Source organism: Dyadobacter chenwenxiniae (assembly GCF_022869785.1).
Classification (GTDB): domain Bacteria; phylum Bacteroidota; class Bacteroidia; order Cytophagales; family Spirosomataceae; genus Dyadobacter; species Dyadobacter chenwenxiniae.
On sequence record NZ_CP094997.1, the window covers coordinates 4,394,217 to 4,407,345 of the forward strand.

General features: G+C 46.4%; 9 protein-coding genes. 5 read left to right on the top strand and 4 right to left on the bottom strand.

The window, feature by feature from the left end:
• Positions 1-53 precede the first annotated feature (53 nt).
• The 3 genes from MUK70_RS18700 (at position 54) to MUK70_RS18710 (ending at position 4,975) form a co-directional block, all read left to right on the top strand.
• Complete coding sequence (locus MUK70_RS18700; protein WP_234654459.1) at positions 54-3,497, top strand: DUF7133 domain-containing protein; 3,444 nt, start codon at positions 54-56, stop codon at positions 3,495-3,497.
• Between the two features lie 90 nt (positions 3,498-3,587).
• On the top strand, positions 3,588-4,637 hold the full coding sequence (locus MUK70_RS18705; protein ID WP_234654461.1) for a hypothetical protein: 1,050 nt from the start codon (positions 3,588-3,590) through the stop codon (positions 4,635-4,637).
• Positions 4,634-4,975 carry a DUF6984 family protein gene (locus tag MUK70_RS18710; protein WP_234654463.1) on the top strand — a complete coding sequence of 114 codons (342 nt, stop codon included), beginning with the start codon at positions 4,634-4,636 and terminating at the stop codon, positions 4,973-4,975. Before MUK70_RS18705 ends, MUK70_RS18710 begins: the two co-directional genes overlap by 4 nt.
• Before the next feature lie 14 nt (positions 4,976-4,989).
• On the opposite strand, the gene MUK70_RS18715 is transcribed toward MUK70_RS18710, so the two are convergent.
• On the bottom strand, positions 4,990-6,231 hold the full coding sequence (locus tag MUK70_RS18715; RefSeq protein WP_234654465.1) for an MFS transporter: 1,242 nt from the start codon (positions 6,229-6,231) through the stop codon (positions 4,990-4,992).
• Between the two features lie 34 nt (positions 6,232-6,265).
• Positions 6,266-6,673: an alternative ribosome rescue aminoacyl-tRNA hydrolase ArfB gene (gene arfB, locus MUK70_RS18720; protein ID WP_234608704.1), complete on the bottom strand. Its 408-nt coding sequence runs from the start codon at positions 6,671-6,673 to the stop codon at positions 6,266-6,268.
• Between the two features lie 306 nt (positions 6,674-6,979).
• Here arfB and MUK70_RS18725 point away from each other — a divergent pair, with 306 nt between their 5' ends.
• Entirely contained in the window at positions 6,980-8,284 is a 1,305-nt protein-coding gene (locus tag MUK70_RS18725; protein WP_234654467.1) for a DUF6600 domain-containing protein, read from the top strand.
• 93 nt (positions 8,285-8,377) lie between these two features.
• Positions 8,378-9,397, top strand: coding sequence for a GntR family transcriptional regulator (locus MUK70_RS18730; RefSeq protein WP_234608702.1), 1,020 nt, complete (start codon positions 8,378-8,380; stop codon positions 9,395-9,397).
• A gap of 104 nt (positions 9,398-9,501) precedes the next feature.
• Here MUK70_RS18730 and MUK70_RS18735 read toward each other — a convergent pair whose 3' ends face one another.
• Positions 9,502-10,785: a sugar isomerase gene (locus MUK70_RS18735; RefSeq protein ID WP_234654468.1), complete on the bottom strand. Its 1,284-nt coding sequence runs from the start codon at positions 10,783-10,785 to the stop codon at positions 9,502-9,504.
• A gap of 55 nt (positions 10,786-10,840) precedes the next feature.
• The gene (locus MUK70_RS18740; RefSeq protein WP_244784458.1) at positions 10,841-12,964 is read right to left on the bottom strand and encodes a bifunctional aldolase/short-chain dehydrogenase; all 2,124 of its coding nucleotides are present in this window, start codon (positions 12,962-12,964) and stop codon (positions 10,841-10,843) included.
• Positions 12,965-13,129 lie beyond the last annotated feature (165 nt).

Here is a 13,129-nt window from a genome sequence, read left to right on the forward strand (position 1 = left end):
ATATCCAAAGTAAAATCAAGATTATAACTAAATCCTGAGTAAGGACTGTCTCAATGATTTCCAAAAAACCTTTACTAAAACCAATAATCCTGCTGGGGGCGACTGCTGTTGTGGTTGTTTCTTGTATGAAAATGTCAACTTCCGGCTCGAATTGGGGCAATACATCCAAGACGAACAGCACGGCAGTTGTGATTAAAGAAGATGCCGCTACGGGCAAGGCACGCGCGAAAGAGATTCGTGAAAAAACAGTCGTAAAACTGGCCGACGGTCTCAAACTCGACCTTTGGGCCACTGATTCCCTGGCGCCCGACCCGGTTGCCATTTCGGTGGATGACATGGGGCGCGTTTATCTGAACCGTACAAATCGCCAGAAAAACTCTGAATTTGACATTCGCGGCCATCAAAATTGGATGACTGCTTCCATTGGTTTACAAACCGTTGAAGAGCGCCGTGCTTTCCTGCGTAGCACATTTGCACCTGAAAAGAGCAAAGAAAATAGCTGGCTTAAAGACCTTAACGGCGACGGAAGCCATGACTGGAAAGATCTGGCCGTTGAAAAAGATGAAGTTTGGCGGATAGAAGACACAGATAATGATGGCATCGCAGACATTTCAATGCGCGTTCTGGACGACTTTTTTGAAGAAGTTTCTGATGTCGCCGGCGGTGTGCTTGTGCGTGCGCATGATGCTTTCGTTGCCATAGCGCCCGACCTGTGGAGGTTGAGAGATACAAATGGTGATGGTGTTTGGGATCAGAAAAAATCGATCAGCCACGGTTATGGCGTGCATATCGGCTTTGGTGGACACGGCATGTCAAACCCGATTGAAGGCCCGGACGGAAAAATTTACTGGAACATTGGTGACATTGGGGCTAACATTACAACTGCCGAAGGTGTAAAACATGAGCATCCCAACTCGGGGATTATCGCGCGTTCCAATCCGGATGGAAGTGATTTCGAGATTTTCGCACACGGTTTGAGAAATACCCACGAATTTGTTTTTGACGAATACGGAAACCTGATCAGCTCGGATAATGACGGTGATCACCCTGGCGAAAGTGAAAGACTTGTGCACGTTGTGGAAGGCTCTGACGCAGGTTGGAGATCCAACTGGCAGTACGGAAAATATACAGATCCTAAAAACAACGGTTATAAGGTTTGGATGGAAGAAAAGCTTTACAAACCACGTTGGGACGGCCAGGCGGCATACATTATCCCGCCTATCCAGAATTTTCACAATGGCCCGACGGGTATGCAGTACAATCCCGGAACAGCATTGGGGTCGGCTTGGAAGAATAAGTTTTTCCTTGTTGAGTTCGTAGGAAATCCGGCTCGTTCGCCGATTTGGGCATTTGGTTTAAAGCCAAAAGGAGCATCATTTGTATTGGATGGCGAGAAGAACATTCTTAACGGCATTTTGCCAACAGGCATCCGTTTTGGTCCGGACGGCGCGCTGTATGTGGCTGACTGGATCAATGGTTGGGATACAAAAAATTACGGCCGCGTTTGGCGACTGGATGTTAGTGATGATAAAAATGATTTGAAAGAGGTCAGAACATTGACCAAACGCCTGATGCAGCTCGATTACGCCAAGCAAACGGACGATATGCTGTATTCTTTGCTAGAAAATGCTGATATGCGCATTCGTCAAAAGGCACAATTTGAATTGGCAACGCGCGGAGCAAAAGGTGCGGCAGTCCTTAGCAAAGCCATTGCACAAACCGGTAACCAACTGCAAAGAATCCACGGAATTTGGGGCATGGGCCAATTGGCAAGAGAAGATAAGGCTTATGCCAATGTGCTGATGACTTTATTGAAAGACAAAGATGAAGAAATCGCGGTGCAAGCAGCAAAAGTGCTGGGTGATGCCAAAATCGCTGAGGCTGGACCTATGTTGATGCCAATGCTGTCTTCAAAAAACCCGCGTATGCAGTTTTTCGGAGCACAGGCGCTAGGCCGCATTGCTGACAAGCAGGCTGTTCAGCCGCTTTTGGCCATGATAAAAACCAATGATGATCAGGATGTTTATCTGAGACATGCAGCAGTGCTTGCATTGTCGCGCATCGGCGAAGTTGAGCCGATTGTTGCACTGTCTTCCAGCCCGGAAAAGTCACTTAGAACGGCTGCCGTGCTTGTTTTGAGAAGATTAAGAAGTGAAAAAATCAGCGTGTTTTTGCAGGATAAGGATGAATACATTGTGACCGAAGCGGCGCGGGGCATTAATGATGACTTGTCCATCACACCGGCACTTCCGGCTTTGGCCAATTTACTGAAAGACAAGAAATTCACCTCTGAACCGCTATTAAGAAGGGCTATCAATGCTGCTCTGCGCGTTGGAACAAACGATCAGCTGGATAACCTCATTGCTTTTTCACAAAGAAAGGATGTTGATAAAAGCGTTCGTACAGAAGCGCTGGCGGCACTAGGAACGTGGGCGAGCCCGTCTGTGATGGACCGTGTGGACGGTCGTTACCGGGGCGTTATCACGCGCGACCCGACGCTTGTAAAATCGAAAGTTCAACCGGTGGTTGCGGAATTATTAAATGATGAAGACGCTGAAACATTGATCGCGGCGGCACAAATGGTGACCAATCTGGGCATGTCGGAAAACAATGCAGCTTTGGCAAAAATCCTCAGCACGCACAAAAATGCAAAAGTGCGCACTGCGATGCTTGTAGCATTGAATGCACTGAAATATTCGGATATGGAAACGGCTATGAAGCTTGGGATGACCGACACAGATGCCGATGTACGGACGGCCGCATTGGGAATGGCCGGAAGTGTGAATATGTCGAAAGAAGCGCTGGCTGACATTTCCAAAAGTATTTTTGAGAAGGGCAGTGTGCGCGAACAACAGCAAATGCTACGCGTGCTGGGCACGATCCCTGTTGCTAAAACGGAAGGAATTTTTGAAGATCTGATTGGCAAAATGAATGATAAAAAATTGCCGCAGAGCCTTGCGCTGGATCTTTCAGAAGCTGTGGATTCAACCAAATCCAGCGCACTGATTGCGAAACTGGCACCATTCAGAACAACCGGAATGACTGCCGCTGACTTTCAGGATGCACTTTTGGGAGGAAATGCGCAGCTAGGCCGCAGATATTTTATGACAAATTCAGCAGCGGAATGTGTTCGTTGTCACTCCATCGGAGGCCAGGGAGGTGAAGTTGGGCCTAACCTTTCCAACATTGGCAATGTGCTTTCCAGGGAACAAATATTACAGGCGTTGATCGAACCAAGCGCACGACTTTCGCCAGGCTTCGGAATGGTAATGCTGACACTCAAAGACGGCACCTCCGCTGCGGGGATCCTCGCCCAGGAAAGCGATCATGAACTGGTTTTGAAAACCTCAGAAGCCGAACCATTAAAAATCGCAACCGCCCGGATTGCCAAACGAGAAAACGTCCCATCCAGCATGCCGCCCATGGGGACGGTCATGACGAAACGAGAAATCAGGGACGTGGTTGAGTTTTTATCAAATTTGAAAAGCGGAAAATAGATTTTAAGAAAGTCCGGGAACAAGAAATTGGCCCGGACTTTGTATTTAAATCCGCAGATCAGGTTTCAATTCATCAACACTAAAAAATTAATGGAATTAGACAAGAAGGAGGCGGAGGCGGTTAATAAGGCTATTCAGCATTGGAAGGATAGCGACAGGATTTCCGGGGAGCTGGCGGAGGAGTTAAAAAGTAGTTATCAGTTGCGGAATGCGAATGTAGATGCCATTGCCATTTATGCATTAATTTCTGCGATTTCCTGTGGGTTATTGGCATTTGGGGCATTAGTGCTCGACGAGAAATGGCTTGAACAGTTGCGCAACAAATGGGGCTTCTCAGAAACTATTTTCGGGATTGGCTTCACTGCATTGGCTGCATTATTTATTTTCCTGGCAAAAAGAAGGCAAGTCAAATATCCCGCGTCAAAGGCCAGCAACGAAACCTATAACATTACTATTATTCTCACGATCGGCGTTGCGATCACTTACTGGACGCGCAGCTTTACCAATTTTGAAGGCAATTATGCCATTCCGCTGCTAATCGCCACGATTGTCTACGGCAGTTCAGCCATTTTTCTACGCTCAACATTGCTTTGGACGGTGATGATCATTTCTTTCGCAGGTTGGTGGGGCGCGCAAACCCACTTTTGGTCTGGCGGTAATTACCGGTTTTGGGGAATGAATTATCCGCTGCGGATGACCATTTTCGGACTCGCAATCTGGCTGTTTTCAATCGCCTTGCAGCGGTTCAAGCTTTTGCCATTTTTTCAGGAAACGACTTATTCTATCGGACTTTTTCTATTCCTGCTTGCGGCATGGACGCTCTCAATATTTGGAAACTACGACGATTTGAGTGGCTGGACGGCTATTAAGCAGAGCTATTTCTGGTACTGGGCCCTGGGCTTTTCCATCATGTTAGCATTGCTGCTGGTTTATGCATTTCAAAATAAGCTGGACACATTGCGAGACCTCGGGCTTGTGTTTTTTCTGGTCAACATTTATACAAGATATTTTGAATATTTTTGGGACAGGACTAATAAGGGGATTTTTTTTGCCATTCTTGCACTGTCATTTTGGTTTGTCGGGAAAAAGGCAGAGCAACTGCGGAACAAAGAAAATAACATTTCAAAAGCGGATTTATGAGCAACATCAGGCCCATTAGACAGAACGAAATTGATCTGATCCATTTCCTGCTTTATAAACTGAACCTTAATCCCAACGACTATCCCATTAGCGAAGAGGTGGATGAATATGAAGGCGGTAAAATGGGCAGCATCAGTCTCGGAGGCAATGTGGATGCTTACGATGGCGACTTGATACAAACAGAATACATTGATAGCGACGGAACACCGGTTGTAATAACCCTCACCAAAGACAATCAAAACCATTTGCTCGATCTCGATTTCTGGAAAGTTGATTTCTCTAAACTAATCGACTATCCTCGGCCGGAACAGCTGATTTTTTCACAAAAAACTGCGTAATCAGGCCTTTACAATCAGGCTTCTTCGTAGTCCAATTCCTTCCCGTAAGTCTCTTCCATCTTCCACAAGGAAAGCAGTGCCAGCGAAAAGCAAATGGCGCCGACCATTGCTCCCGAATTCAAAACGCCCCAGCCTGGCTTTAAAAGCTGGAAAAGAGGGAGTGTGATCAAAACCGTTGCCCGCACATTATTGGCCACTGATGTGGTTACCGTTGCCCGCAAGTTCGTTCCGAATTGTTCAGCCGTTGTGGTCAGGAACATGGCAATGTAACCAATGGAAAAGCCAAGCCATACATAACATGCGTACAGCATAACAGTGGACTTTATGCCGCCATAAAGCAGCCATAACACACCGGCAAGCGTCATGGACATCATTAATAAAATCGCTTTTCGCCTGGATCGTAACCACTGACTTAGAATGCCACTGAAAAAGTCACCTGTTACTACGCCAATGTAGGTGTAAAGCACACAAGAGGCTGCCTGAACGTCCGCCGCTATTCCGAGCGCTTTCGCAAACTCATTTCCAAATGTTGAATAAATCCCGATCACCATATAAGTCGGCAAACCGATTCCCATGCAGCGGATATAGCGCACAAACCGCGACCAGTTTGTAAAGATCGTCCACCAGGGCACCGGCTTTTTCCCGCGCGTTTCAATGCTTTTATTAAAAATAATGGATTCCAGCACGTTAATACGCAAAAGAAGCAGTATCAAGCCCATTCCGCCTCCTATGAAATAAGCAATCCGCCAGTCGGTGAGCTTCACTGCAAAAAAGGCTGCGATGGCACCGGCCAAACCGACGCTAGCGACGACAGATGCGCCGTAACCACGCAATTCTTTTGGTAAAATTTCCGCAATAAGGGTGATGCCTGCACCGAGCTCCCCGGCAAGTCCCAGTCCTGCAACAAATCTCAGCAAAGAATATAATTCAACATTATTGGCGAAACCGCAGGCAATATTAGCGAGCGAATAAGTGAATATAGACCCAAATAAAACAGATCTTCTGCCCAATTTATCGCCTAAAATGCCCCACATAAAGCCCCCGATAAGGAGTCCGGCTTGCTGCCAGTTATAAATGTTTGCGCCTATTCGGGAAATTTCTTCTTCGGATAATCCCAGATCTTTGAGGCTGGGAACACGCACAATGTTGAACAGCAGCAGATCATACACATCCACGAAGTAACCCAGCGAGGCAACGATCACGGGAAGCGTTAAAACGGCACTTATTTTCGGTTGAACAGGAGTGACGACATTCATTTTGCAAATAATAATAAGGCAATAAATTGGATCGCTAATCTTCGAAGGCCTTCTTTCTTAATGATTTGATGCTGGAATTGCGTTGCTTCGTTTGCAGCCTTTCCAGTTTGGAAGCAAGCGTAGGCCGGGTTGCGCGCCTGTTCTTTTGCACGGTAAAAGCCTTTTTTATCAAATCGTCGAACTTCAAAATGACTTTGTCCTTATTAGCTAGCTGGGAGCGTTCGGTTTGGTGATACATTACCAGGACCTGTTCATTTGTGAGCTTATTAGCAAGCTTGTCGATCAATGTCTGTTTTTGTTCCTCAGTCAGCTGCTGCGAATTTTTTATATCAAATCTCAATTCAACTTTTGTTTCGACTTTATTGACATTCTGCCCTCCTTTCCCACCGCTGCGCGCGGTTTGAAAGACCAGTTCGTTGTGGAGAATTTCAGGATTGACCATTGGCTGACCGAAAATATTGTTAACGTGTTGTTAATGTTGATGATGCCGGATAGGGCTAAAGTAGTTTACAAATGTCTTAGAGCAAGCAAACAGCTATGGAATTCTTTTAATGAAATAAAATAAATAATTAATAATGAACACATTACCATCAAATACATAAGAAGCTTTAAAACGGCGAGCCCGATTACTTTTTAAAGGAGTGCTATTTATACCAAATGCTGCGCTCCGCAGCGTTTAAACCAAAACAAAAAAGCAGTGTCTTATAAATGATTTTAAATAAAGAAAACAACTAATCCATATAGAGCCATGAACACCATGCGAAAACTTCGGATCCTGGGCCTGATCTTGCTCCTGCTTGGCGGTGTTTCCACACGCAGCAAGACACAAGCTCAGCCCGGAGTTAACATTTCTTTTCAGACGTTTTACGAAGAATTATCTCCTTACGGAAGGTGGATACGGACGCCCGAATATGGCTCCGTTTGGGTGCCCGACGCGCCATCCGGCTTTCAACCCTACTCCACCGCAGGATACTGGGAAGTGACCGAATACGGTAATACGTGGGTTTCGGACTACGATTGGGGCTGGGCACCGTTTCACTATGGCCGCTGGTCTTATGATGATTACAACGGCTGGTTCTGGATACCCGGTTATGAATGGGGTCCTGCCTGGGTGAACTGGCGTTCGGGTGGCGGCTACTATGGCTGGGCACCGCTCGGACCTGGCATGCAGGTGAACATTTCGGTAAATCTTCCGTCTTTCTGGTGGGTTTTTGTGCCGCAACGTTACATTACAAGCCCACGCTGGCATTCATACTGCGCTCCCCGCAACCGCGTATCGCATTATTATGGCAGAACGACGATTATCAATAATTACTATTACAACAACAACCGGACTTATGTATACGGCCCGAGACGCGATGAAATCGAGCGGGTAACAAGAAGAAGCGTTTCTGTCCGCGAGATCGACGTGCGAAACCGGGGAAGGGTTGTAGTGGCCGGAAATAGCCGTGGAAACGACAGATACGACAACAGCCGCGGTTCTAATGACCGTAACAGCAGATATAGCGAATCAAATCGCCGCAGCTCGACGGTTGACGTGGGACCTGATCGGAGCAGCAGAGGCAACAATGACAGGAACAGCAGATACGAGGCTAACCGTGATGATAACAATCGCCGCGTAGAAGGCAGCGCGCCGGAAAGACGCGAAAGCCCGAACGACCGTTTCGGGAATACCCCTCGGAACTCACCTTCGGAAAGAAGTGACAGTCGCAACAATCGTGAATACGAAGCGCCGACCCGTGCGGAACGTGCTCCCGAACGCAGCATACCGGATTATGGCACGGAGAGAAGCAACAGATCAGAACGCAGTAACGAATCCGTAAACCGCAGCAGAGAATCTTATGAAGCGCCTGCATCCCGCGAAAGCCGCCAGGAAAGGGGTTCCTATGAAGCCCCTGTTCAACGCGAAAGCCGGTCAGACCGTGGCTCTGTCAATAGAGGATCTTCGGAATCAAGAGGCAGTGCTCCTAACGAACGTTCGTCTGGAGGTTCTGATAGGGGAGCGAGAAGTGGCGGAGGCGGTTCTGAGAGAAGCAGCAGAGGACCGAGATAATGAGCAAAAAGCGTATTAAACAGCCGGGGGAGAAAGTAGTTTTCTTCTCCGGCTGTTTTTATTTATAGTTAACAGCCTATAATCACCGTTTTGATGGAAATACAATTTGACATTGAGTTTAAGGAAAGCGCGCCGAAATATATGCAGATCATCAAGTCGCTTTTGCAGGCGATTAGTAAAGGAAAACTGAAACGCGGCGATAAGATTCCTTCTATCAATCAGTTAAGTGAAGAATATTTGCTTTCCCGCGACACTGTTGAAAAAGCTTATAAGCATTTGATTAAAGATGGTGTATTGATCTCCGTTCGGGGCAAAGGTTACTTTATCAACCGTGTAGACATTGAAACCTCGGTGCGTATCCTGCTGGTTTTCAATAAGATCAGCAACTATAAAAAACAGATTTACAATGCCTTCGTAGAGAATGTCGGGCGTAATGTGAATGTTGATCTGCACATTCATCACTCCAATGTCAATATTTTTAAAAATCTAATCAAAAACAGTCTGGGCGAATACGACTATTATGTGATCATGCCGCATTTCTACGAAAAGGCGGAAGAGGCGATTGAAACATTAAAGATGATTCCTGCGGAGAAGCTGATCCTACTGGACAAGGACATTGAGATGAACAGTAAAAAGCATTCTTCTGTCTTTCAAAATTTTGAAAAAGACATTGTTTCTGCATTAAATGAGGCCGTTGACCTGCTCAAAGTATATAAAAAACTCATCCTGATTTTTCCAACGATCATCCGTTATCCAAAGGAGATTATCAAAGGCTTCCGGATCTTCTGCATTCAACACGAGTTCGAGCATGAAATTATATACGATTTTCATGAAAACAGCATGGCCGTAAAAGATACCGCTTATGTGGTTATTGAGGAAAATGATCTGGTGAATCTGATCAAAAAATGCCGCGAACAGCAGCTGACAATCGGGAAGGACATTGGCATTATCTCCTACAATGAAACACCCTTGAAGGAGATTTTGCTTGATGGCATTACGACCATTTCAACAGATCACGAGCAAATGGGAAAGACGGCTGCCGAGCTGATTACTGAAAATCGGAGGGCCATTGTAAAAAATCCATTTACGTTGATTAGGAGGAAATCGCTGTAAAGGCGTTTCAGGGTGAGCTGCCTTCGACTCCGCTCAGGGTGACAAGTGCTTAGGCTTGTCAGCCTGAGCGGAGTCGAAGGCAATGCACAATGCTCCTGGCACCCCTAAAGTCCAGTCGCCACAGTAACCCTACCTCTTTCGTTCATCAACCCATCCCGAACTTTCAAATTCCTGAACAAGCCGATCGGATCAAGCGAACCGCCGCTCAAACGCATGGATTCACGCACCAACGGACGCACGTCCGTTCTGAATGCGTTTTGCAAGATTTGCTGCGCCGCAACTACGTCGTTTTGGTTTCTGGCAATTTCTAGCTTTTTGCGATCCACCAGCAATGCTTGTGCGTAGGAAATTAGGATCGCTTCCACAGATTGGAGCAAATCTTCCAGAGGATCTTTCACATTATGGCTGGCATCGATCATCCAGGCGTAAGCCTCGCTGCCTCTTCCCGCGCGTTTCATGCCTTCTACCAGTTCCACGAAAATCAGGAAAAGCATATAAGGACGAATGCTGCCGACGGTGAGGTCGTCATCACCATATTTGGAATCGTTGAAATGGAAACCTGCCAAACGGTCTTCCATCATTAATGTCGCAACGATTTGTTCAATGTTGGCATTGGGTAAATGATGGCCTAAGTCTACCAACACATCTGCTTTGGGGCCTAGTTTCTGACAGAAAAGCAATGAACTGCCCCAATCCTGAATTACAGTTGAATAGAAATTCGGCTCATATGCTTTGTATTCCACGTAAACTTTCCAGTCAGCAGGCAATTCGGCATATATTTCCTGTAAAGATTCAAGCGTATTTTGGAATGCTTTTACAAAGTTGGATTGTCCTGGAAAGCAAGATCCATCCGAAAGCCAGATTGATAATGCTTTCGATCCCAGGTCTTTACCATATTTAATCACTTCAATGTTATGCTCAACGGCTTGCTTCCTTACCCCCGGATCAACGTGTGAAAGCGACCCGAATTTGTATGAATGCTGCTGATCTTTCTGATCCTGAAATGTATTGGAATTGACCGCATCAAATTTCAGGTCCAACGAAGAAGCCAGGCTGATAATAGATGCTGCTTGCTGGGGAATGTCCCACGGAATGTGCAGCGAAATGGATCCGCTTGACCGGTTCAATGCATGCAAAAGACCTACGTCTTCCACTTTCTCTTCCAGGGAACGCGGCTCGCCGCCACCAGAAAATCTTCCGAAACGAGTCCCCCCCGTGCCCAAAGCCCAGCTCGGAATGGCCACCTGAAAAGCTTCCAGCGCATTAATAATCTCATTAGAATGGATGCCTTGCTCGCCTAACTGTTCTTTTAAGAAAATAAACTGGTTGTTATGGCGAGACAATAAGCTGTCGTTATGCTGGGCAATCTGATATTGGTCGATTTTCATTTTTATTGAAATTTAAGAGACTTGCCAAGTTTTGAAAACTTGGCAAGTCTACGCGCTACCGTAAAAACGCTGCCGGGACACCTCCATCTACGTTGATGACGTTTCCGGTGCTTTTGTTTAACAGGCCACTTACAAAAATGTATACTCCGTTCGCAATGTCTTCCGTATGGATTTCTGCATTGAGCACCGTCCTTTTGGCATAATATGCTGGTAATTCCGCTACGCTGATGCCATAAGCTTTCGCACGTCCTGCTGCCCAGCCGCTTTCCCAAATCTTGCTTCCGGCAATTACAGCATCGGGATTAACAACATTCACACGTATTTTATCAGGACCCAATTCCGCAGCCAAAAGGCGTGACATATGTTGCTGAGCCGCTTTCGCAGTTCCGTAAGCCACATTATTTGGTCCCGAAACGATTCCGTTTTTGCTGGCAATGTTGATGATATCTCCACCCAATCCCTGTTGACGCATGATGGCAACCGCCTCCTGAGAAACCAGGAATTGGCCTTTCACCAACACATCCTGCAAAATATCCCAATCCTTAATCGTTGTTTCTGCCAATGGTTTTGAGATGGACAAGCCAGCGCAGTTCACAATAATGTCAACGCCGCCGTATTTTAATTTCGTGGTATGCAAAGCAGCTTTAATCTGATCCACTTCCAGCACATTAGCAATGGTTGTTGCTGAAAAGTCTTTGCCAAATTTCGCGTCAAATTCCGCTTTGGTTTCTGCCAATGCTTTTTCATCAATATCCGAAATCACAACGCAGGCGCCTTCTTGCAGCAATTTTAATGCAATGGCTTTTCCAATTCCGCCCGAACCGCCTGTAACTACCGCAATTTTGCGCGAGACTGACTTTTCTTTTGGCATACGCTGCAATTTAGCCTCTTCGAGCAGCCAGTATTCAATGTCAAATGTTTCCTGCTCGGGCAGTGAAACGTAAGAAGAAATCGCTTCTGCGCCCTTCATTACATTGATTGCATTGATATAAAACTCAGCCGCAACACGTGCCGTTTGCTTGTCCTTTGCGAACGAGAACATGCCGACGCCAGGCAACAAGATAATGACCGGATTCGGGTCGCGGACTGCCGGGCTGTTATCATGCTTGCAACGGTCATAGTAGGCTTGATAATCAACGCGATAAGCTTCAAACTGCGGGCGGATCTGATCCAGGATTTCCTGGTCTGTTCCACCCAGTTTGTCAAATGGGAAGTCCAGAACCAACGGACGGATCTTTGTGCGCAGGAAGTGATCCGGGCAACTTGTTCCCAATGGAGCCAGTTTATCAAGATCATGGCTGCCAATAAATTCAAGCACACGCGCATCATCCGTGAAATGGCCGATCATCGCCTGTTGCTCAGAAGCAAGTCCGCGCAGATAAGGAGCCAGCTTACCCGCTATTTCAGAACGGCGTGTTTCCGGCTCACTTTCCAGGCGCTGACCTCCGAAAACCGGACGGTTTTTCCCATAATTTTCATTCAGATATTCAGACGCCTTCTCGATCGTATCCAGCGTATTAATGTAGGATTCATAAGCCGTGTCACCCCAGGTAAACAAGCCATGACCACCCAATACGATTCCACGGATTCCCGGATTTTCTGCCAATGCTTGTTCCAGTTTTAATCCAAGATCAAAACCGGGACGTTGCCAGGGCACCCACGCCAGTTCTCCATTAAACAGTTCTTTTGTAATTGCCTCTCCTTCTTTCGAAGCCGCTATGGCAATTAATGCATCCGGGTGCAGGTGATCAATGTGCTTGAAGGGCAATAAGCCGTGCAGGGGCGTATCAATGGACGGAGCTTTGGATTTGAGATCGTAAATGCAGTGGTTAAAAAGCTCCACCATTTCATCTTCAAATTCCAATCCGCGGTAAATGTTTTTCAGATTGTGCAAGCGGTCCTGATAAAGTCCGGCAAGGCCACTTCTTGTCAAAGTGCCAATATCACCGCCGGAACCTTTGATCCACATTACCTCAACCGGGTTGCCAGTCAGCGGATCTTTTTCAATGGTTTTACAACTTGTGTTACCGCCCGCATAGTTGGTCAGACGGAGGTCTGCACCCAACAAATTGGAACGATACAAAAGAAGTGCTACCTGATCATCACCGAGCGAAGCCGCTTTACTTTCATCCCATAAATAGCTTACGTACCTGTACTGGCTTACATTAGAACTGCTCATATTTTCTTATTTAATTAATTATCATTTTTTGAGGTAATGGTCCCAATTCCTGAAAGGGTTTCAAATTACGAATACTACTCTGTAACGGGCACAAGATTAGAAAACTTACCTATTCTCACCGTCCTGTTGTATCCTGCATGTAGAAATAAATTGAGAAATAATGGG